This is a genomic window from Xaviernesmea oryzae, from assembly GCF_900109605.1.
Classification (GTDB): domain Bacteria; phylum Pseudomonadota; class Alphaproteobacteria; order Rhizobiales; family Rhizobiaceae; genus Xaviernesmea; species Xaviernesmea oryzae.
Genome location: NZ_FOAM01000003.1, coordinates 239,230 through 260,062 on the forward strand (window position 1 = coordinate 239,230; position 20,833 = coordinate 260,062).

The 20,833-nt window shown below is 62.5% G+C and carries 18 protein-coding genes; 7 read left to right on the top strand and 11 right to left on the bottom strand.

Going from position 1 to position 20,833, the window contains the following annotated elements; genetic code table 11:
* Positions 1-187: 187 nt before the first annotated feature.
* Together BMX61_RS04735 and BMX61_RS04745 are read right to left on the bottom strand one after the other, a co-directional pair.
* Positions 188-1,417, bottom strand: a complete 1,230-nt coding sequence (locus tag BMX61_RS04735; protein ID WP_075629075.1) for an aminotransferase-like domain-containing protein — start codon at positions 1,415-1,417, stop codon at positions 188-190.
* Between the two features lie 836 nt (positions 1,418-2,253).
* The gene (locus BMX61_RS04745) at positions 2,254-3,429 is read right to left on the bottom strand and encodes a site-specific DNA-methyltransferase (RefSeq protein ID WP_075629077.1); all 1,176 of its coding nucleotides are present in this window, start codon (positions 3,427-3,429) and stop codon (positions 2,254-2,256) included.
* A 253-nt stretch (positions 3,430-3,682) separates the two neighbouring features.
* Between BMX61_RS04745 and BMX61_RS04750 the strand changes: the two genes are divergently transcribed.
* Complete coding sequence (locus BMX61_RS04750; protein ID WP_075629078.1) at positions 3,683-4,378, top strand: HAD family hydrolase; 696 nt, start codon at positions 3,683-3,685, stop codon at positions 4,376-4,378.
* A gap of 72 nt (positions 4,379-4,450) precedes the next feature.
* Here BMX61_RS04750 and BMX61_RS04755 read toward each other — a convergent pair whose 3' ends face one another.
* Positions 4,451-5,026: a hypothetical protein gene (locus BMX61_RS04755; RefSeq protein WP_075629079.1), complete on the bottom strand. Its 576-nt coding sequence runs from the start codon at positions 5,024-5,026 to the stop codon at positions 4,451-4,453.
* Between the two features lie 370 nt (positions 5,027-5,396).
* Between BMX61_RS04755 and thrC the strand changes: the two genes are divergently transcribed.
* From thrC to BMX61_RS04775, 4 genes are all read left to right on the top strand, one after another.
* Positions 5,397-6,791, top strand: coding sequence for a threonine synthase (gene thrC / locus BMX61_RS04760; protein WP_075629080.1), 1,395 nt, complete (start codon positions 5,397-5,399; stop codon positions 6,789-6,791).
* 176 nt (positions 6,792-6,967) lie between these two features.
* The gene (locus BMX61_RS04765; RefSeq protein ID WP_075629081.1) at positions 6,968-8,263 is read left to right on the top strand and encodes a M16 family metallopeptidase; all 1,296 of its coding nucleotides are present in this window, start codon (positions 6,968-6,970) and stop codon (positions 8,261-8,263) included.
* Between the two features lie 223 nt (positions 8,264-8,486).
* The gene (locus BMX61_RS04770; protein WP_075629082.1) at positions 8,487-9,089 is read left to right on the top strand and encodes a GNAT family N-acetyltransferase; all 603 of its coding nucleotides are present in this window, start codon (positions 8,487-8,489) and stop codon (positions 9,087-9,089) included.
* 79 nt (positions 9,090-9,168) lie between these two features.
* Positions 9,169-12,015: an EAL domain-containing protein gene (locus tag BMX61_RS04775; protein WP_083639592.1), complete on the top strand. Its 2,847-nt coding sequence runs from the start codon at positions 9,169-9,171 to the stop codon at positions 12,013-12,015.
* Between the two features lie 102 nt (positions 12,016-12,117).
* Here the strand turns inward: BMX61_RS04775 and BMX61_RS04780 are convergent, their stop codons facing one another.
* From BMX61_RS04780 to BMX61_RS04790, 3 genes are all read right to left on the bottom strand, one after another.
* Complete coding sequence (locus tag BMX61_RS04780; protein ID WP_075629083.1) at positions 12,118-13,254, bottom strand: zinc-binding metallopeptidase family protein; 1,137 nt, start codon at positions 13,252-13,254, stop codon at positions 12,118-12,120.
* 527 nt (positions 13,255-13,781) lie between these two features.
* Positions 13,782-13,973 (bottom strand): CsbD family protein, encoded by a 192-nt coding sequence (locus tag BMX61_RS04785; RefSeq protein WP_075629084.1) that lies wholly within the window; start codon positions 13,971-13,973, stop codon positions 13,782-13,784.
* 292 nt (positions 13,974-14,265) lie between these two features.
* The gene (locus tag BMX61_RS04790; RefSeq protein ID WP_075629221.1) at positions 14,266-14,865 is read right to left on the bottom strand and encodes a YqgE/AlgH family protein; all 600 of its coding nucleotides are present in this window, start codon (positions 14,863-14,865) and stop codon (positions 14,266-14,268) included.
* A 247-nt stretch (positions 14,866-15,112) separates the two neighbouring features.
* Between BMX61_RS04790 and BMX61_RS04795 the strand changes: the two genes are divergently transcribed.
* Both BMX61_RS04795 and BMX61_RS04800 read left to right on the top strand, forming a co-directional pair.
* Entirely contained in the window at positions 15,113-15,940 is an 828-nt protein-coding gene (locus tag BMX61_RS04795) for a protein-disulfide reductase DsbD domain-containing protein (RefSeq protein ID WP_075629222.1), read from the top strand.
* A 77-nt stretch (positions 15,941-16,017) separates the two neighbouring features.
* Positions 16,018-16,503, top strand: coding sequence for a peroxiredoxin (locus BMX61_RS04800; protein WP_075629085.1), 486 nt, complete (start codon positions 16,018-16,020; stop codon positions 16,501-16,503).
* An 86-nt stretch (positions 16,504-16,589) separates the two neighbouring features.
* Here the strand turns inward: BMX61_RS04800 and rnhA are convergent, their stop codons facing one another.
* The 5 genes from rnhA to BMX61_RS04825 form a co-directional block, all read right to left on the bottom strand.
* On the bottom strand, positions 16,590-17,060 hold the full coding sequence (gene rnhA / locus BMX61_RS04805; protein WP_075629223.1) for a ribonuclease HI: 471 nt from the start codon (positions 17,058-17,060) through the stop codon (positions 16,590-16,592).
* A 161-nt stretch (positions 17,061-17,221) separates the two neighbouring features.
* Positions 17,222-18,190: a homoserine kinase gene (locus BMX61_RS04810; protein WP_075629086.1), complete on the bottom strand. Its 969-nt coding sequence runs from the start codon at positions 18,188-18,190 to the stop codon at positions 17,222-17,224.
* 104 nt (positions 18,191-18,294) lie between these two features.
* Positions 18,295-19,302: a 4-hydroxy-3-methylbut-2-enyl diphosphate reductase gene (gene ispH / locus BMX61_RS04815; RefSeq protein WP_075629087.1), complete on the bottom strand. Its 1,008-nt coding sequence runs from the start codon at positions 19,300-19,302 to the stop codon at positions 18,295-18,297.
* Positions 19,303-19,389: 87 nt separating this feature from the next.
* Positions 19,390-20,127, bottom strand: coding sequence for an SURF1 family protein (locus BMX61_RS04820; RefSeq protein ID WP_075629224.1), 738 nt, complete (start codon positions 20,125-20,127; stop codon positions 19,390-19,392).
* 52 nt (positions 20,128-20,179) lie between these two features.
* Complete coding sequence (locus BMX61_RS04825) at positions 20,180-20,584, bottom strand: DUF983 domain-containing protein (RefSeq protein WP_075629088.1); 405 nt, start codon at positions 20,582-20,584, stop codon at positions 20,180-20,182.
* Between the last annotated feature and the right edge of the window lie 249 nt (positions 20,585-20,833).

A 20,833-nucleotide genomic window follows, 5' to 3' on the forward strand; every position in this document is an offset into this window, starting at 1 on the left:
GCTCCTTTTGCCATGGCCCGATCCGCCGGGCGCCCTGCTCTTAGCATGGCCGCGCAGCGAAGGCGACAGCCGGCCACGGTCTGCGCGGTCCCCCGCATGCAAAACGGCCGCCTGCCATCGCTGCCTGATCCCCAAGGGATCGAGAAGCGATGAAAGACGGCCGCTTGAACCAGTCAGAGATTTGGGATCAGGCGACCTTGGCGAGCTGCTCGCTGCGGATCAGCTGACCGAGGCGGGAGATGCCCTCCTCGATCATCCGGTCATCGGCGCAGGAGAAGCTGACGCGCAGCGTATTGGCGCCCGAGCCATCGGCGAAGAAGGCCTTGCCGGGCACGAAGGCCACCTTGGCCGAAACCAGCGACTTGGCGAGAAGCTCCGCCCCGTCGAAACCGGCCGGCAGCGTGATCCAGATGAACATGCCGCCCTCCGGCCGCGTCCAGCTTACACCTTCGGGCATATGGGCCGACAGCGCCGCCAACATACAGTCTCGACGGCGGCTATAGACGCTGCGCACCTTGGCGACCTGCGCATCGAAGCCGCGCTCGGCCACATGGCAAATGGCCATCTGGTTGATGGTGGAGGAATGCAGATCGGCGGCCTGCTTCATCAACACGAGCTTGCGGATAACAGGTTCTGCCGCGACGACGTAACCAACGCGCAGGCCGGGCGCCAGCGTCTTGGAGAAGCTGCCGCTATAGATGGTGCGCGTTTCGTTGATCGAGCCCTTGCGCGCGATCTCCAGGGCGAGCATCGGCGGGATCGCTTCGCCGTCGAAGCGCAGCGACTGATAAGCGGCATCCTCGATGATCGCGATATCCAGCTCGTCGCCGAGGTCGAGTACCTTTTCGCGTGCGGCGCGGTCCATGGTCTCGCCGGTCGGATTGGAAAAATCCGCCGACATATAGGCAAATTTCACACGGCCACCGGCCGCCGTCGCCGCAGCCTTGTAGGCTTCGGGCGTGCGATTGCCGGTGATGTTGAGCTGATCATAGGTCGGCTCATAGGCGTTGAAGGCCTGCAGCGCGCCAAGATAGGTCGGCCAGGTGACCAGCGCGGTGTCGTTGGGCGAGAGAAACAGCTTGCCGAGATAATCCAGCGCTTGCTGCGAACCCGAGGTGATCAAGATATTGTCAGCGGTGCAGGGAATGCCGATCTTAGCCATTTCGCCGACCAGCCATTTGCGCAGCGGCAGATAGCCCTCGCTGACCGAATATTGCAGCGCCGCACCGACGGTCGGGCCGCTGAAGATGTCGGCATAGGCCTCCTTGAATTCCGCATCGGGAAACAAGGCGGGATCGGGAATGCCGCCGGCAAAGGAGATGATATCCGGACGGTCCAGAAGCTTCAAAAGCTCACGGATCTCCGAGGCGCGCATACGGGTCGAGCGCGTCGCGAAAATGGCTTCCCAGTCCAACATAGGCGGTTTCCTCACTCGTTCTTTGTCCCAGCACCCACCATATCGGCGTAAATATGTCAACATCGCTGACCTATTTTGGGTGTGAAGGCAGCATTTTGCGCCCAGTTTGGGGGAAGATCGAGAGGCAGGGGCCAGGATTTCGGTCCGCTCCTGCGAAAATTGACGAAGACATGATGTGCAGACGGCATGACCGCAGTCAGCGATCACGGATCACCCGGCCGCGGCGAGACATACGTGCGACAAGCCAGAGCGAGGCGGCAGCCCGGCCGCCGCCAGCCTTGGAACAGACCATGCACCACAGAGCCAGCAGGCGCAACAAGAACGGCCGCTCCACATCCACAGGATGCAGAACGATCTAGACGGAAATTGCTCTATCGCGGTCGGGCTGGCATGTCACACAGCCCGATACATCGTCTCTAAGCGCCACCTGCGTGATAGCTGCACAGCATCAATGCTGCAATGCCACACAAAATCGCCAGGTCGAACCAGGCAAAATACTCCAGAACCGTCGTCATCACTCTCTCCTCCCGATCGTGCAACGCGACCAGGGGAGTGTGCGCCTCTTGCGCGGACAATGCAACGAAAAGACGTAGAAACATGACCGAGAGCCCGGAGGCCTTTCGGCTTCCGAGCTCTCCCGGCTTGCCCCCGGGACTGAAGGTTACAAAAACCGGGGGAAGGCCCGACCCCTCTTCGCGCTCGCTGCTGCGACGGTGGCCCGACGCGCTAGGCGTGGTTGATCACGCCCAGCGCACCCTGCCATCTTGAATAGGGGCCGGATCATTAACGAAAGATGAAGGCAGGGACCCCGTCCATCGTCAATGAGAAACAGATTCTTAAGAAAGCTTCTCCAGCCCGGCGCGCACTTGAGCACGAAGGGTGTCGATCGGCTTCAGCACGCCGGCCTCCTCGAAGTGCCAGAACGTCCAGCCATTGCAGGCGTCCAGACCCTGGACGCGCGCGCCCAGGCGATGGATCGAACCGGCTTCGCCACCCGACGCCAGTGTGCCATCCGCACGCACGATAGCGCTGTGGCGTCGGCGGGCGTCTGTCAGCACCGTGCCGGGCTTGATCATGTCGGACTCCACCAGCACGTTGAAGGCAACGCGCGGTTCGGCCTTCTTGCCGGTCAACACCGAGAGCGTCGCCTTGCCAAGCGGCTCGACGGCGGCAATGCGGCGGCTGGCGGCATCGATATAGGCCTGCTCGCGTTCGATGCCGACGAAGTGCCGGCCGAGACGCTTGGCCACAGCGCCCGTCGTGCCCGAGCCGAAGAAGGGATCGAGCACAACGTCGCCCGGCTTGGTCGACGCCATGAGAATGCGTGCCAGCAGGGCTTCCGGCTTCTGCGTCGGATGCGCCTTCTGCCCCTTGTCGTCCTTCAGGCGTTCGGAGCCCGAGCAGATCGGGAACAGCCAGTCCGAGCGCATCTGCACATCGTCATTGGCCGCCTTCATCGCGTCGTAGTTGAAGGTATAGCCCTTGTGCTTGGCGCTGGGGCTCGCCCAGATTAGCGTCTCATGGGCGTTCTGGAAGCGGCGGCCCTTGAAATTGGGCATGGGATTGGTCTTGCGCCAGACGATGTCGTTGAGGATCCAGAAATGCAGGTCCTGCAGGGTGGCGCCGACACGGAAGATGTTGTGATAGGAGCCGATGACCCAGAGCGTACCCGTGGGCTTCAAGACGCGCCGGCAGGCGAGCAGCCAGGCACGGGTGAAGGCGTCATAGGCCTCGAAGGAGGCGAACTGGTCCCATTCGTCATCCACGGCATCGACGAGCGACTGATCCGGTCGGTGAAGAGCGCCGCCGAGCTGCAGATTGTAGGGCGGATCGGCAAAGATCACGTCCACGGAGTGATCGGGCAGCGCTTCGAGCGCCGCCACACAATCCCCCTTGATGATCGTGTCCAGCCAGGGCTTGGCGCCGAGGCCACGTGCAGGAAGCCCTGCGGGGGCAAAAGCCTGGGAGGCGAGGTTGCGGGAAGGCTTGGTCTTGGTCAGGACGCTGGACATGGGCTTTGGCTACTCGTCGTTACGCGGACTGGGAACAGGCTCGAATTTCTGCGATCATGGTTACCGATCTTGGTTACCAAAAGCTGAAGACGCCTTCGATTGCGTGTCGAAATCCTGCAGATCGCCGTGCCGGCCGCGGCACTACCGCGCGCTTTACCCTTTTCGTTGAGATCGGCGGCCCCCTGGTGTAGAGAGCGGCGCTATCGCGGTCGCATTGCGCCCGACCTCCCGTTCCCTCCAAGAGATGTGCCTTATGAGTGAGATCGACCTCGTCATTTTCGATTGCGACGGCGTGCTCGTCGATTCCGAGATCATCGCGGCCCGGGTAGAAGCCGAGCTTCTGACAACGGCCGGCTATCCGATCAGCGCCGAGGAAATGGCCGAACGCTTCGCCGGAATGACCTGGCAAAACACGCTGCTGGCCATAGAACGCGATGCCGCCATTCCCTTTTCCGCCCAGCTTCTGACCAAGCTCGAAGGGATACTGGACGTTCGCCTCCGCGACGAGGTCGAGATGATCGCCGGCGTCGACGCCGCGCTTGCGCAGATCACCCTGCCCAAATGCGTCTGCTCGAATTCCACAGGCGCGCGGCTGCAGATGATGCTCGGCAAGGTCGGCATTCTCGATGCCTTCAAGGGGAAGATCTTCTCAGCGCGTGATCTGGGTCCCGACCGGGTGAAGCCGAAGCCGGATATCTTCCTGCACGGCGCCGCCGAGATGGGCGTCGATCCCGCGCGCGCCATCGTGGTGGAAGATTCGGTGCATGGCGTTCATGCCGCGCGCACGGCCGGTTGCCGCGTCATCGGCTTTACCGGCGGCGCACACAGCTATCCCTCCCATGCGGATCAGCTGACGGAAGCGGGCGCAGAAACGGTGATCTCGCGCATGAGCGCCCTGCCCCGCACGATTTCGGCGCTGGCGGAATGGTCGGGCGCCGTCAGCGCCTGATCGACAAGGAGAGTCAGCCGGCGCAGCTTTTCTGCCTGCGCCGGTGTCTTCGCATCCGCAAAGAGGCTCGTCTTACTTCCGGCGCTTGCTCTTGGCCGCGACGGCTTTCGGCGCCGTGTCGAAGCCGATGGTCACCTTGGTGAAGGAACCGGCGCCGCCGGGAAGCGGAATGGACGCCTTGGTAAAGATGAATTGCGTCGCGGCGGAATTTGGCGCGAGCTGGACCGGGAAATTGACGGTCTCGCTGTAGAGCGACTTGTCGCCGTCGGTGGCCTGCACGCGGATCGGCAGGGTGATGGTGCCGCCTGCCCCGCCCGCCGGCCCTTCGACCGCACGCCCCTGGGCCACGACGGTGACAAGGAGCTGGTTTTCGGTCTGTACGCACTGGCGTGTGATGTCGACCAGCGACGCCTGACGCACGAGGTCGTTCGGATCGCTGCTGCCCGGCTTCGAATAAGTGGTGTAAACGGCCGCCGTGTCGTTGATATAGGCCTGTGGGCACGCGCCTTGAATGACTGCCGGGGTCGGCGCGGGCGCGCCGCCAGCGGCAAGCGTGCCGGCCGTATCTGTCTTGTTGCAGCCGGCCATTGCCAGCAGGACGGGAAGAACGAGAACGCTGCGGTTCAGCTTGGCCGGCACGGTAGACATATCCCTCTATGCTTGTCACCGTCCCCTGCACGCAGCGCGCAACGCGCCGCGCGCCGCTGGCCGGCGCTCTTTGCCCTGGGAGCCTGCATCCGTCTTCGGCAACAAGCGGGCCTTGCACCCGGCGCGCCTGAAGCGGTCCGCATTCCCCTTCGCGGATCTTTCAAGAGCCGCGGCGATGGTCTATAGCAGCCGCGCGCGGGAAAATCGATTGTCCGGCTGCGCGATTTTCGGCAGGCCGCATGCACGGCCACGCCGCCCTGCCGGACGGATGGATGCGCGGCCTGGCCCGACGGCCTCAGCCTTTCGCAGAGGCGCCCGGCCCGGGTGCGATGGGCGGCCAGGCCGGCTTTGAGACGAAGGACGAAGAAGCGTGAAATATGTCTCCACACGGGGCGAGGCCCCTTCTCTCGGCTTCTCCGATGCCTTGCTGGCAGGCCTTGCGCGTGACGGCGGCCTCTATGTGCCAGAAACCTGGCCAGCCCTGTCGAAAAAAGAGATCCGCGCCCTGCGCGGCAAATCCTATCAGGAGATCGCCTTCGAGATCGTGTCCCGCTTCACCGGCGACGAGATCGGTGCGGACGCGCTGAGGGGCATGATCGATGCCGCCTATGCTACTTTCCGCCATCCGGCCGTGGTGCCGCTCGTACAAAGCGGGCCGAATGATTTCGTGCTCGAACTTTTCCATGGCTCGACACTCGCCTTCAAGGACGTGGCGATGCAGCTGCTCGGGCGGCTGATGGATCACGTGCTGGAAGCGCGCGGCCGCCATGCGACGATCGTCGGCGCCACCTCGGGCGATACGGGCGGTGCGGCCATCGATGCCTTTGCCGGCCGGGCGCGCACGGATATCTTCATCCTCTTTCCCGAAGGCAAGGTCTCGCCGGTGCAGCAGCGCCAGATGACCACGAGCACCGACGCGAATGTCCATGCGCTGGCCGTCAAGGGCAATTTCGACGATTGCCAGAACCTCGTCAAAGCCATGTTCAACGACGCCGCCTTCCGCGACCGCGTGGCGCTTTCCGGCGTCAATTCGATAAACTGGGCGCGCATCATGGCCCAGATCGTCTATTATTTCACGGCCGCCATCAGCCTGGGCAGCCCGGACCGCAAGGTTTCCTTCACAGTGCCCACAGGCAATTTCGGCGATATTTTCGCTGGCTTCGTTGCCGTCAAGATGGGCCTGCCCGTCGGCCGTCTGATCATCGCAACCAATGAGAATGACATTCTCTCGCGTACCCTGAAAACCGGGCGCTATGAGATGAAGCCGGTGAAGGCGACGACCTCGCCCTCGATGGATATCCAGATCTCCTCGAATTTCGAGCGGCTCCTGTTCGAAGCCTACGAGCGCGACGCGGCCCGTGTGCGAGGCGCCATGTCGAGCCTCTCGCAATCGGGCGCCTTCGAGATCGAAGCCAGCGGCCTCAAAGCCATCCGTCGCGTCTTTCGGGCCGGACGGGCAAGCGAAAAGGACGTTGCCAAGACGATCCGTCACGTCCATGCCGAAAGCGGCATGCTGCTTGACCCGCATTCGGCCATCGGCGTCTTCGTGGCGGCAAAATATCGGCGTCCGAGCGAACCGATGGTGACGCTGGCCACCGCCCATCCCGCGAAATTTCCGGCAGCGGTAAAATCGGCCAGTGGTATTGACCCGACGCTTCCGACGTGGCTTGCTGACCTGATGGACAGGGAGGAGCGTTTCGACGTCCTGGAACCGGACCTGAAGACAATCGAGGCCTATATCAGCGCGCATATCCGCCAGGGCTGAGACAGGCCGTCTTAAGATTGTGTCAGGCATCGCGCGAAGCGATGTGGGTTTTTGCCCGGATCTTTTCAGGATGTACGTCTCCTTATGATGCAATCGCACCGCCGGCGTCGCGACTGACCCTCATGGAGGGCGCGGCACCGCCGGATGGTTGCGATGAGCGCCCAGAAAGGCGAGAGATGAAAGTTGAGTGCACGCGGCTGGCTTCCGGCCTCACGGTCGTCACGGAAACCATGCCGCATCTGGAGAGCGCCGCGCTCGGCGTCTGGATCAAGTCCGGCTCGCGCGACGAAACCGCCGATGAACACGGTATTGCCCATCTTCTCGAACATATGGCCTTCAAGGGCACGGCCAAGCGCAGTGCCCGTGATATCGCCGAGCAGATCGAAAATGTCGGTGGCGAGGTCAATGCCGCGACCTCGACAGAGACGACTTCCTATTATGCCCGTGTCCTCAAGGACGATACGCCGCTCGCCATCGACATTCTCGCTGATATCCTGACGAATTCGGCGTTCGACGAGGACGAGTTGGAGCGCGAGAAGCAGGTTATCCTGCAGGAAATCGGCGCGGCTAACGACACGCCCGACGACCTCGTCTTCGACCGTTTCGCCGAGGCGGCCTTTGCCGACCAGACGCTCGGCCGGCCGATCCTGGGCACGCCCGAGACCGTCACCTCCTTCTCCTCCGACCAGATTCGCGCCTATCTCGCGCGCAATTACACGACTGACCGCATGTTCGTCGTCGGCGCAGGCGCGGTCGATCACGACGAGTTCGTGCGCCAGGTCGAAGAGCGCTTCGCCAGCCTGCCGCAGATGCCGACCGGCACGCCGGCGGCGCAGCCCGCCCGCTATACGGGCGGCGAGGTGCGTGAAGGCCGCGACCTGATGGATGCGCAGGTTCTGCTGGGGTTCGAGGGCAAGGCCTATCATGCCCGCGACTTCTACTGTTCGCAGATTCTCGCCAACATCCTGGGCGGCGGCATGTCCTCTCGGCTCTTCCAGGAGGTCCGCGAGCGACATGGCCTGTGCTATTCGGTCTATGCTTTCCACTGGGGCTTTTCCGACACCGGCATTTTCGGCGTTCACGCGGCCACCAGCGGCGAGAACCTGCCGGACCTGATGCCGGTGATCCTGGAAGAGCTGCGCAAGAGCGCTCTGCAGATCGACCAGCAGGAAATCGACCGCGCACGCGCGCAGATCCGCGCGCAGCTCTTGATGGGCCAGGAAAGCCCAGCCGCCCGCGCTGGCCAGATCGCCCGGCAGATGATGCTCTATGGCCGTCCGATCCCCAACGAGGAGCTGATGGAGCGCCTGTCCGGCATCACCGTCGCAAGGCTGACCGACCTTGCCGGCCGGCTGTTCTTCGATACGGTTCCGACCCTTTCGGCCATTGGCCCGGTGGAGAGCTTGATGTCGATGAGCGACATTCTCGGCGGCTTGACGGGCCACAGCGTGCCGCGCGCCGCCAGCGCCTGATCCTTCTCGAAAAGGCGTACCTGTCCGCGACAGACATCTGAAGATCTTGCCGCAAGGTTTTGACAAGAGACGGCTTTGGCGGCACGATGAGGAACCGCCGCATCATCCGGTCTCAGGGGCTTGAACCCTGGAGCGCTGATGCGCGGAGAGCAAAACTCGCGACGGGGCCTGCCAGCACATGCCCCGCGCCATGGGCGCCGCAGCGCCCCTTGTGAGGTGTGTGATGGCCAGATCGGTCTTTCGGTTTCTGTCGCGGCAGTCCGAACCGGTCGAGATCGGCGATGCGCACTATCTTCTGCGTCTTCCCCGCCGCACCGATTACAAGGCCTGGTACCGTCTGCGCAGCGAAAGCCGTGCCTTTCTCGAGCCCTGGGAGCCAAAATGGCGGGCCGACGAGATGACGGAGGCAGCCTTCCGCACCCGGGTGATCCGCAACGAGCAGGAATTCAACTGCGGCCAGGCCGTGCCGCTGTTTCTCTTCTCCCGGCAGGACGACGAGTTGCTCGGCGGACTGACTGTCGGCTATATCAGGCGCGGCGCCGCTCAATGCTGCATGATCGGCTACTGGATGGGCACGCGCCATGCCGGCAAGGGGCATATGAGCGCCGCGGTGCGGCTGACCATCCCCTACATCTTTTCGGTCCTTCAGTTGCACCGTATTGAAGCAGCCTGTATCCCGGAGAATGAAAGGAGCGTTCGTCTCCTTGAAAAGGCCGGTTTTCGACGGGAAGGCTACCTGCGGGATTATCTGAAGATCAACGGCCAATGGCGTGATCATCTGATGTTTTCCCTTCTTCCGCAGGATATTGCCCCAACAGGAATATGAGCGTTTGACCCAAGTGATCCGCCCGCGTGCGTCGTCGCATGCCGCTGTCCGTCGCCTGCTTGCCCTGGTCCTCTGCTGGATGACCCTGGCCGTCGGACTGTGCGGACCGGCACACGCCGTCGAACCCGTGAAGATCTCGCGCGAGGACACCGCGCTCGACCTGACCGCGACGACCGAGATCTATACGGGCCGGGGCGATGCCTTTCAGGTGTCCACCGCGCCGGGCACGGACGGCATCGTCAGACGCATCGAGGTCCGCTCTTCAGGGGGCAACCACCAGGGTGACTGGGCGGTTTTCGCGCTCGCCAACGTATCCGAGGAGCAGCTGGAGCGGGTTATCGTCGCTCCGCATTTCCGCCTGGTCAATTCCAAGCTGTTCTGGCCCGATCTCGGCGCGCAACGCATTCTTTCGATCACCCCTTCGGAAGGCTTCGCGCTCGACCGGGTGGCCAGCGAGGAGGCCGACGTCTTCTCGATCACGCTCAATCCGGGCTCGGTCGTGACCTTCGTCGCCGAGCTCGCGACCCCCGATCTGCCGCAGATCTATCTGTGGGAGCCGGACGCGTACAAAGACACGGTCAACGCCTTCACCCTCTATCGCGGCATCGTGCTTGGCATCGCCGGCCTGCTCGCGGTGTTTCTCACCATTCTCTTCGTGGTCAAGGGCACCTCGATGCTGCCGGCGACGGCGGCGCTGGCCTGGGCGGTGCTCGCCTATATCTGCGTCGATTTCGGCTTCCTGTCGAAACTCATCTCGATCACGGCCGCCGACGAGCGCATATGGCGCGCGGGAACCGAAGTGTTCCTGTCGGCGGGGCTGGTGATCTTCCTCTTCACTTATCTGAACCTCAACCGCTGGCACCAGCATCTGGCCTATGCCACGCTGGCCTGGGTTCTGGGTCTGGCGCTGCTCTTCGGCGTGGCGATCTACGATCCCTCGATCGCCGCCGGCATCGCCCGCATTTCCTTCGCGCTAACAGGCACGGCGGGCACACTGCTGATCGCCTATCTCGGCTTCAAGCACTATGACCGCGCCATTCTGCTCGTGCCCGCCTGGATGCTGATCCTGGTCTGGCTGTTCGGCGCCTGGCTCACGGTCACCGGTCGGCTGGCCAACGACATCGTGCAGCCGGCGCTGGGCGGTGGCCTCGTGCTGATCGTCCTGCTCATCGGCTTCACCGTGATGCAGCACGCCTTTGCCGGCGGCGCCTATGGACAGGGGCTATTTTCCGATCTGGAACGCCAGTCGCTCGCACTCACCGGCTCTGGCGATACGGTGTGGGACTGGGACGTGGCCCGCGACCGTGTCGTGACCATGCCCGACATTTCCGCCCATCTCGGCTTGGCGCCCGGCACCATGCATGGCGCGGCGCGCAATTGGCTGCCACGCCTGCATCCGGACGACCGGGACCGGTTCCGGGCGACCCTCGACGTGCTGCTGGAGCACCGGCGCGGGCGGCTGAACCATGAATTTCGCATTCGTGCAGAAGACGGGCATTATCACTGGATGGCAATCCGCGCGCGGCCCGTGCTCGGCTCGACGGGCGAGATCATTCGCTGCGTCGGCACAATCGTCGACGTCACCGAGCAGCGCAATTCGATCGACCGGCTGCTGCATGACGCGCTGCATGACAATTTGACCGGCCTGCCGAACCGCCACCTCTTCCTCGACCGGCTGCAGACCTATCTGATGCTGGCGCCGGCGACAGGCGTCGTGCGCCCCACAGTGATCACCATCGACATCGACCGTTACAGGCAGGTCAACGAGCTCCTCGGCATTGCGGCAGGCGATAACATTCTGATCGCGCTCACACGCCGCCTTCGCCGGCTGCTGAAACCGCAGGATACGCTGGCCCGGCTTGGCGGCGACTCCTTCGGCGTTCTGCTTCTGTCGGAACGTGACCCAGCTAAGGTCGCGGAATTTGCCGCCGCCGTCAGCCAGGCAATCATGGTACCGATCAGCTTTGCCGGACGCGAAGTCCATCTGACCGCCTCGATCGGTCTTGTCTCCTGGGTCGATCAGCAGGAAAGCGCGGCAAGCCTGCTCGATGATGCAGAGCTGGCCATGTTCCGGGCCAAGAAGGCCGGCGGCAACCGTGTCGAGCCCTATCGGCCTGCCTTCCGCACCTCCGGCACCGAGCGCATGCAGATCGAGACCGACCTGCGCAAGGCGATCGACCGCAAGGAGATCAGCCTCGTCTATCAGCCGATCGTCCGGCTTGCCGACGGCGAAATTGCCGGCTTCGAAGCGCTGATGCGCTGGGAGCACCCCAAGCGCGGCAATATTCCGCCGAGCGAGTTCATTCCGATTGCGGAGAGCTGCGACATCATCAACCAGCTCGGCCTGTTCGCCTTCGAGCGCGCGACCATCGATCTCAGCGAGTGGCAGATGGCGGTTGGCGATCTGCCAATTTTCATCGCCATCAACCTGTCGAGCGCGCAGCTGCTGAACAACGATCTCTATGACGATGTGCGTGCCATTCTCAGCAAGAACCGCTGCGAGCCGGAAAAGATCAAGGTGGAGCTGACGGAATCCTTGGTCATGGAAAATCCGGAGCAAGCACGGCTGGTGCTGGGCAAGCTGCGCGATGCTGGTCTTGGCCTGGCGCTTGACGATTTCGGCACCGGGCATTCCTCCCTCGCCTACCTGACCCGCTTTCCGTTCGACACGCTAAAAATCGACAAGGCGCTGGTGACCGATCCGAGCGACAAGCGCGCCGTGCTGCTGCGATCCGTCATCGGCATGGCGCGTGAGCTGGACATGCAGGTAGTGGCCGAAGGTATCGAGTCGGAAGCCGACGCGATGCAGCTGGGCCAGATGGGCTGTGATTTCGGCCAGAGCTTCCTTTTTGGCCCACCGATTGCGACCGATGCGGTCGCCCGTCTCCTGCGCGAACGGTTTCCCATCGTCCGCCGTGCATCCTGAGCATTCGCATCCTTCGCCGATACGCAAAGACCGCGCCTCCTCTCGGACGCGCGGTCTTTTTTTTGTCCTCGCTGCCTGATCAAAGGCCGCTGGTGTCACGCCTCAGGCCGCAGCAGGAGTGCTGGCACCCATGGACTGGCCGTTATTGCTCGCCTGCGACTCTCCCGCCTTTCGAATCAGCTCGTTGATAAAGTCGAGCTTCTCGATGACAGGCTGGGACAGGATGAAGGGATAGCTGTCATGCTGGCCCATCGAGCGCTGAATGCTGTTCATTGCCACGCTGAGCGGCACCCAGGAATCGACCAAGCGCTGCGCGCTTGATGCATGATAGGGGTCGAAATCCACCTCGGCGGCCAAGTCTTCATGCCGGCGCGGTTCGATGGACATGCCGAAGGACCGGGCAGTTTCCAGCGTGTCGACGATATGAAAGAAATGGGCCCAGCACTCGGCAAAGTCTTCCGATGGATGGCAGCTGGCATAGGTGGAGATGAAGCGGTTCTGCCAGTCGGCCGGCGGACCTTCCTCGTAATTGCGCTTGAGCGCCGCGGCATAATCCTCGCGCTCGTCGCCAAACAGCACGCGTGCCCGTTCCAGCATTTGCGGATCCTGCGCAACGAGAACCGCAAAGTACCAGTGGCCGATTTCATGGCGGAAATGGCCGAGCAGAGTGCGGTAAGGCTCGCCCATGGCCAGGCGCACGCTTTCGCGGGTCGCATCATTGGCTTCGGCGGCACGCAGGCTGATCAGGCCATCCTCATGACCCGTCATGGCAGGAATGACATTGCCATTGGCATCGACCTCGTCGGCCAGAAAGTCGAAAACCAGACCGCCCTGCGGATCGACATCGCGGCCAGGCCGGGGCAGCCTGAAGCGGAGCAGCGAGTAAAACAGATGGCGCTGCGCCTGGGAAATGCGCTGCCAGTTGGACTGCCCCTCGGGATTGTCAGCAACCGGCACAATGCGATTGTAGCGGCAGGCAATGCAGAAAGGCTGGTTCTCGGAGACCGGCACCAACCAGTTGCACACATCATGTGCGGCGTTTTCGCAGAAGTGAACGGCGGTTTCGGTGTCGCCGATGATCGTCCATTTGTCATGGCCAGCGTCGTCCTGACCGGCGGGCGCCAGCGCATACATCTTCAGCGTCTGCGGCAGGAAGCCGAGACGCGAATTGCAATTGACGCAGACGGTATTGTCGAAGTGCACCGGATTGTTGCAATGGGTGCAGCTAAAGAGCTTCATTCTTGACCCCAACCTCTTGAATTCTGGAACTGTGGCCTTGGCACGCCAATGCAGGCAAATCTTCGCCATGTCACAGACGACATAGATATGTCCTGGATGAACGAAGGCCGTGTGGCTGAAGCGTGTTAAGCGATCCCTCTCCAGGTATCGCTTCCTGCATCACGTAGAGCGTCGGCCGGGTCGATGCTCCTTGCCTTCAGTAGGGCGCTGTAGATCAGGACATCTGCCATCCTAGGAAAAGCAGCGTGTTTTCGTTGGTCAAAATCGACTGCGCAAAAACAGTTGCCGCTTTTCAAAGACGTTCGTGCTGCTGCCCAGCATCCATGCGCTAGACTTTGGCAGAACCATCACGGATGTGGCGCTGCCCATTTCGGCGCGTGGCGGCGCGCTGGCATGGACCCTTGCAAGGAAATGCCCGCTGGCACGAAGGCACAGCGGGCATCGGCGCAGATCACCATCCAGTTGAACCCGTCAGGACGATGACGCGCACGCATGAGCTACGGACTTATCGTCCGCAGCGAAGTCAATTACATGCGATCAACAACGTCCTTGGCAGCATCCTTGGCCTTGCCGCTCGCGGACTGGACCTTGCCCTTGATTTCCTGGCCCTTGCCATCAGCCTTCAGGCGATCATTGCCGGTGACTTCGCCGGCGGCCTGCTTGATCTTGCCAGCGGCCTGGTTGGCGGCGCCGGAAACGCGGTCAGAGGTGCTACCCATTGTCGTTCTCCTTGGTAAGAGAGCGGTCCCATCCGCTCTTCTGACTGGAAAACGAAGACTTCAGAAAAATGTTCCGGTCGCTTTCGCGAGGTTTTTTGACTTTGTTTCGGCAGGTTTCAACTGACCATACCTCTTGAAATTCTGTCAGGCCACACCATCGGCACATCATGCCAATATTATGAGCAGCGCCCAAAAAAATGCCTCGCCGAAACCAGCGAGGCAACTGTAAAGCGGTGTCGGCGGCAGCCAAATCACTTAATGCTTACTGACAGCTGCCGGCGTTCGATAAGATCTAGGCATGGCCGGCAATTGGGGAGAGCATGGCGGGTGCGACGCCCATGAGCGCCAGCGCGCGATCGTATTTCTCCAGCAACGCGCGATCGAAGATCAGATCCTCGTCGGCCGGGCATGTCAGCCAGCCGTTGGCGGCAATCTCGCTTTCCAGCTGTCCAGGTCCCCAGCCCACGTAGCCCAGCATCATCATCGCCTTGGATGGCCCCTGCCCGCGTGAGATCGCCCTGACAATGTCAAGCGTGGCCGTGAGGCAGATGTCCTCATTGATCGGAATGCTGGATTCACTCAGGTAGTCGTCCGAATGCAGCACGAAACCACGGCCGGTCTCCACCGGACCGCCCGTCTGGATCTGGAAGTCACGCGCGGCAGCCGGCAGGCGAATTGCTTGATCGGAATCGATCATCTCCAAATGCATCAGCACATCGGAAAAGGTCAGCTGCTGTGGCCGGTTCAGCACGAAGCCCATCGCCCCGTCTTTTGAATGGGCGCAGATGAAAATCACCGTACGGACAAAATTGCTGTCGAACATGCCGGGCATGGCGATGAGGAACTGGCCATCCAGCATGCCTCTCTCACGTGTCTTCTGCAACGTTGCCATCATGGTTCGTCCGCCTTCGTTCTGTTACGGTTCAGGTCGAATGTCGTCCTTGTCCAGTCCATTCTGTCCAGCGCGCCAGCGCAACCTTCACGGATGTCGATCAACGGAAAATGATCGCTCCCTTTGCGCCGGTGTCCGCGCATGCCTGAAAGACTTCGAAATCTGCACCCAGTGTTGTCGCAAGCGTGTACAAACGTCAAAATCGAATGGCTAGGCCATGTCAGGCAAAGCGCGTATGACGCCCTTCATGACCAAGCATCTCGAACAGAATGTGACTCAACTGGCGGCTCTGGCAAGCCTTGCGGCAGCTTTTTTTATGCCCGCTTCGACAAACGCCGCGCAGAGCAATTCGGTCCAGGTGGAGGGTGCGGAAATCCGGCTGGTGGTTTCGCCGCCGGAAGAGGACGGCCGGATTCCCGCCATACTGGCTATTCGATTGGCGCCGGGCTGGAAGACCTATTGGGTCGATCCGGGCGCAAGCGGCCTGCCGCCGGAGCTTGTGATCACCGATCCGGGCCTGCACTTCGAAGGTCTGCGTTTTCCGGCGCCCCGCGCCTTCGTGGAGGGCACCGCCCGCAGCTTTGGTTACGATACCGACGTCGCCCTGCCCCTGCGCCTGTCTGCCTCGGCAGGCGCCGCTGTCCCCCGTGTTACCGCCCAGGTGATGCTGGGAGTTTGCAAGGAGATCTGCATCCCCGTGCAGGCAACGCTGCAGGCTGATCTTACCAGCGCTGCCGCCGCCAGCCCGCTCGACCGGGCCCGCATCAGCCTTGCGGAAGACAAGCTTCCGGCCCGACCGCGCGACGGCTTCCGGATGGAGCGCGCGCAGGAGACGAAGGAAGGCTTGACGCTGATGCTGCAGGTGCCAGAAGGGCCCGCGCCGCAGTTGTTCCTGTCGAGCAGCGTCGGAGTCACGTTTGGCCCGATCCGGATCGTCCCGCTGGGTGCCGGACATTACAGGGCGGATGTCGCGTTGCGCCTGCCAAAGGGCATGGCGCAGGCGCGGCAGGCTGGCATCGATGCGGTGCTGGTTTCGGGCGGCGAAGCGGTGGAGGCCCCGCTTGTCTTCGACTAGCAGCGGCCTATAGTAAGGAGGATGGCCGCCGGTTCGCGCGGGTCATCCCCTCCCATCGATTTGAAGGACCTTCGCCTGTGACCATTGCCGTCGGTGACAAGCTTCCCTCCGCCACGTTCAAGGAAAAGACGCCCGATGGGCCGATCGAAGTGACAACCGACAGCTTTCTGTCCGGCAAGCGCGTCGTGATCTTCGGCGTTCCCGGTGCCTTTACACCGACCTGCTCGCTCAACCACCTGCCCGGCTATCTGGAAAACCGCGACGCCATTCTGGCACGCGAGGTGGACGACATCGCCGTGATCGCCGTCAACGACGTCCATGTCATGGGCGCCTGGGCAACCGCCTCCGGCGGCGTCGGCAAGATCCACTTCCTCTCGGACTGGGATGCTGCCTTCACCAAGGCGATCGGTCTCGATGTCGATCTTTCGGCGGGCACGCTTGGTGTTCGTTCCAAGCGCTATTCCATGCTGGTGGAAGACGGCGTGGTGAAGGCGATCAATGTGGAGGAGAGCCCGGGCCAGGCGACCGTCTCCTCCGCCGCGCACATGCTCGAGCAGCTCTGACCGCGCTATCGATCAAGCCCCGCCGGGTCCTATGACAGGGCGGGGCTTTTCATAACGATCGACAGCATCTCCGGCGCAAACGGATCTTAGCCGGCGGCCTTGGAAAGCAAGGCCGCGCCACCCTTCTTGAACGGCGCCATGCCCTGCCGGGCCAGTTCGTCGGCCCTCTCGTTCTCCGGGTGGCCGGCATGCCCCTTGACCCAGTGCCAGGTGATCTTGTGCACCTTGGTCGCCTCGTCGAGCGCCTGCCAGAGTTCGCCATTTTTCACCGGCTTCTTGTCGGCCGTCTTCCAGCCGTTCTTCTTCCAGCCGTGGATCCATTTCGAGATCCCATCCATGACATATTTGCTGTCCGTGTAGAGATCGATCTGGCACGGCGCCTTCAGCGCATTGAGGGCGGTGATTGCCGCCAGCAGTTCCATGCGATTGTTGGTGGTCAAGGCCTCGCCACCGCAGAGATCCTTGTCGACATCGCCATAGCGCAGTACGGCACCCCAGCCGCCGGGTCCCGGATTGCCCGAACAGGCGCCATCGGTATAAATCTCGACAGTCTTCATGATCTTCCAAACTCCTTCGCGGTGACCTTCGAACACGCCGCGCATTCCAGTTGCCACGTCCATAGCCGTGGATGGAGAGACATGGCCGCCTCCCGATGTCACCTAGCTCAAGCCAGCGGCCAAAGGCGTCCGGCCGAAGACAGGTGACGATGTTCGATCTTCTAGATCTCCAGACCGTAGCCGCGCGCGTCCTCGATGGTCTGATGGAAGCGCAGCTTTCGCCAATATTCGAGCGGATCCTTCTTGACCACCAAGGCGCCGGCCGGCGTCGTCAGCCAATCATAGGCGCGGGTCAGGAAGAAGCGCAGAGCCGAGCCCCGCGCCAGCAAGGGCAGTGCCGCCCTTTCCCGCTCGTCCAGTGGCCGCTCGGCCTGGTAGGCGGCCAGGAAGGCGCGGCCCTTGTCACCATTGTAGATGCCGGTCTTATCATCGAAACACCAGGCATTCAGGCAGATCGCCACGTCGTAGGCGAGGAAATCGTTGCAGGCGAAATAGAAATCGATCAAGCCGGTGAGAGCATCGCCAATGAAGAAGACATTGTCTGGAAAAAGGTCGGCATGAATGATGCCGGCGGGTAGCCCATCCGGCCAGCACTGCTCTAGAAAGGCAAGCTCACGGTCGATGCCGTCGCGCAGGCCCGGGGCGATCTCATCGGCACGGTCGCGTGCGCGCGCCCAAAGCGGCCGCCAGCCGCCCACTGAAAGCGCATTGGGCCGCGTGAGGCTGAACCCCTCGCCAGCGCGATGCAGCGCGGCCAGCGTGCGGCCGAGTTCGGCGCAATGGATGGTCTCCGGCTGGCGCAGCCAGATGCCCTCCAGAAAGGTGATGATCGCCGCCGGTCGGCCCGCCAGCTCGCCGAGCAATGCGCCATCCCGCCGCTTCAACGGCAAGGGGCAGGACAGGCCGCGCGCCGCCAGATGCTCCATCAGCCCGAGAAAGAAAGGCAGGTCCGCAGCATTCACCCGCTTCTCGTACAGGGTCAGGATGAAGGGCCCTTCGGTGGTATGCAGCAGGAAATTGCTGTTCTCCACGCCCTCGGCAATGCCCTTATAGGCAGTCAGCCGGCCTATGTCATAGGCCTCCAGAAAGCCACGCAAGGCGCCTTCCGTGATATCGGTGTAAACAGCCACGAACAGCCCCTCGCCCGCTTGCCCGAAAGGCTCGTCGATTTTTCACACGGCCTTCCGCTGCGCTGTATGGCGCGACAGGCTGCGCGCGGCAAGAGGGCGGACGCTCATTCCCCGTTGACGAACGCCATATCGGCCGTGGTCAAAGGCACATGCCGAAGTTCGCGGTTGACCAGGAAGTTCTCGTTCTCTTCCACTGTATCGGCCAGTTCGACGCGGGCGTCGAACCGCGCGCGGAAAGCCTCGATGATCTCATTGACGATCACCTCGGGCGCAGAGGCGCCTGCCGAAAGCCCGACGGTGCGCACATCCGCCATCTGGCTCCAGTCGATCTCGGCTGCACGCTGAACCAGAAGCGAGGTCTTGGCGCCGGCGCGCGAGGCGACCTCGACAAGCCGTTTGGAGTTGGATGAATTTGGCGCGCCGACGATCAGGAAAAGGTCGCAGCCCGCTGCCGCCTGCTTCACCGCCTCCTGACGGTTGGTCGTGGCATAGCAGATCGAATCGGCTGCTGGCGCCGTGAGATTGGGAAAGCGCTCGTGAAGCCTCTTGATCACACCGGCCGTATCATCCACCGACAGCGTCGTCTGGGTCACGAAACCGAGATTATCCGGATCGGCCGGCTCATAGGCCTCCACATCGGCCACCGTCTCGATCAACGACACCGCCCCATCCGGCAATTGCCCCATTGTGCCGATCACCTCGGGATGACCGGCATGACCGATCAGTACCACATGCCGTCCCAACCGGTTGTGTCGCATGGCCTGCTTGTGGACCTTCGACACGAGTGGACAGGTGGCGTCGAGATAGAACAGATTGCGCCCGGCGGCATCGGCTGGCACGCTCTTGGGCACGCCATGGGCGGAGAAAACCACCGGTTGCTTGCGATGCTCGGCCGGGATCTCGTCCAGCTCCTCGACGAAGATCGCGCCCTTGGCCTCCAGCCCCTCGACCACGTAGCGATTGTGGACGATCTCATGGCGGACATAGACGGGAGCGCCGAATTCCTTGAGCGCGAGCACGACGATCTGGATCGCCCGATCCACGCCGGCGCAAAAGCCGCGCGGCCCGCACAGGCGGATGGTCAAAGGCGGTTTGACGGATGTCAGGCTCATCGGCTCTCCCTCGGTCGCTCGATCAACAGAGCTGGGCGCGCCCGATATAGGACGTCCGGCGCGACGATGCCACGGGAAAGTGCGTCTTCAATCCTGCCCACGCGCGCCTTGCTTGCGGGCGCGCAGGATAAAAGCGCTGGTGACGACCAAGAGCGCGGCCGCTAGGCCGTACCATGTCAGCGCGTATTGAAGGTGGTTGTTGGGAAAGTCGATCAGCGTGATGCCGCCTACCGGCAGGCCGCCGGGATTGGCCGTGGCATCCGCATCGATGAAAAACGGCACGAAGCGCTCCGGCGCAAGGCCGGTATCGCGCGCCATCCCCTCGAGATCCTTCCAGTAATAGATATTTTTGGCTGGGTCGTTGTCAGGCAGGATGAAGGACGGCTTGCCGTCGAGCCGCGCACGGGCAAGGCCAGAGACAGTGATCTCGCCCACAGGCTGGCCTTGCGCGCGAGTCTCCGCCGCCTTGCGCTCATAGGGCACGAAGCCGCGATTGACGAAGATCAGACGGCCATCCGGCAACTCCAAAGGTGTGTAGACGGCGAAACCGGGCTGGCCTTCCCAGGTCGTGAAGAAATGCCGCTCGTGCTCATTGAGAAAGCGGCCAGTGACCCGGACGGTCCGATAATCGACATCGCCCTGCGCGTCCGCAAGGGCCTCGATCCCCGCCAGATCCTGCGCGGGCGCCGTCCGGCGCTCGGCGATCGAGGCGATCAGCTTCTCCTTCCACGCCAGGCGCTGCACCTGCCAGGTGCCAAGCCCGACGAGCACGACGAAAAGGGAAAGGAGCAGAAGCGCGCCCACGCCCCGGCCAAACCATGACATACGGCGCGCAGACGGCGGATGCCCTGGCGCGCGATCCGGCCGCAAGCCCTGATCAGCCATGCCGTGGCCCCTGAGTGCCCTGATCGATCTTGCCGGAACCGGCATTGTGGTGGAATTGCAGGTTGATCAGCACGCCCTTCATCAGCCTCGTCGTCAGAAGGCTGAGAAGAATGGCGAGCGGCGCCCAGAGCAGGATCTGCAGCCATATCGGGGGCGCGAAATTCACTTCCATCCACAGCGCAAGGCCGACCACAATGAAGCCAACGATGAGGATGACGAAGACCACGGGACCATCGCCCGAATCGGCGAAGCTATAATCAAGCCCGCAGGCGGAGCAGGACGGGCGCACCTTAAGCAGCCCCTGAAAGAGCCGCCCATGACCGCACCGCGGGCAATGGCCTGTCAGCCCCGATTTGACAGGGTCCACCGGCGGATACAAAGCCTTGTCATCGGTCATATCTGTCTGAACCTCAATTGAGAGCGTGGCCGATGATAGCGACCGACCCTGCGCGCTGCCACCCTGCCCAAAATATGCAAACAATCTGCGCTCTGGACGGCGCTCCATGCAACCGGCCAGATCGTCGCGTCATTTTGCCCGTTTCCAGGCGTTTGTGGAGCCGTCCGGAAGACGAGGGACCGACATAAGTCTGCCGATAACCGGGCATTTAAGACAGTTCGACTGCAGAATTCGTTAAACCGAGATCGA

Excerpts from the sequence above, each read along its gene's own strand:
- BMX61_RS04735 (WP_075629075.1), bottom strand. The coding sequence starts at position 1,417 with ATGTTGGACTGGGAAGCCATTTTCGCGACGCGCTCGACCCGTATGCGC.
- BMX61_RS04745 (WP_075629077.1), bottom strand. The coding sequence starts at position 3,429 with ATGTCCAGCGTCCTGACCAAGACCAAGCCTTCCCGCAACCTCGCCTCC.
- BMX61_RS04750 (WP_075629078.1), top strand. The coding sequence starts at position 3,683 with ATGAGTGAGATCGACCTCGTCATTTTCGATTGCGACGGCGTGCTCGTC.
- BMX61_RS04755 (WP_075629079.1), bottom strand. The coding sequence starts at position 5,026 with ATGTCTACCGTGCCGGCCAAGCTGAACCGCAGCGTTCTCGTTCTTCCC.
- BMX61_RS04765 (WP_075629081.1), top strand. The coding sequence starts at position 6,968 with ATGAAAGTTGAGTGCACGCGGCTGGCTTCCGGCCTCACGGTCGTCACG.
- BMX61_RS04770 (WP_075629082.1), top strand. The coding sequence starts at position 8,487 with ATGGCCAGATCGGTCTTTCGGTTTCTGTCGCGGCAGTCCGAACCGGTC.
- BMX61_RS04775 (WP_083639592.1), top strand. The coding sequence starts at position 9,169 with ATGACCCTGGCCGTCGGACTGTGCGGACCGGCACACGCCGTCGAACCC.
- BMX61_RS04780 (WP_075629083.1), bottom strand. The coding sequence starts at position 13,254 with ATGAAGCTCTTTAGCTGCACCCATTGCAACAATCCGGTGCACTTCGAC.
- BMX61_RS04785 (WP_075629084.1), bottom strand. The coding sequence starts at position 13,973 with ATGGGTAGCACCTCTGACCGCGTTTCCGGCGCCGCCAACCAGGCCGCT.
- BMX61_RS04790 (WP_075629221.1), bottom strand. The coding sequence starts at position 14,865 with ATGGCAACGTTGCAGAAGACACGTGAGAGAGGCATGCTGGATGGCCAG.
- BMX61_RS04795 (WP_075629222.1), top strand. The coding sequence starts at position 15,113 with ATGACCAAGCATCTCGAACAGAATGTGACTCAACTGGCGGCTCTGGCA.
- rnhA (WP_075629223.1), bottom strand. The coding sequence starts at position 17,060 with ATGAAGACTGTCGAGATTTATACCGATGGCGCCTGTTCGGGCAATCCG.
- ispH (WP_075629087.1), bottom strand. The coding sequence starts at position 19,302 with ATGAGCCTGACATCCGTCAAACCGCCTTTGACCATCCGCCTGTGCGGG.
- BMX61_RS04820 (WP_075629224.1), bottom strand. The coding sequence starts at position 20,127 with ATGTCATGGTTTGGCCGGGGCGTGGGCGCGCTTCTGCTCCTTTCCCTT.
- BMX61_RS04825 (WP_075629088.1), bottom strand. The coding sequence starts at position 20,584 with ATGACCGATGACAAGGCTTTGTATCCGCCGGTGGACCCTGTCAAATCG.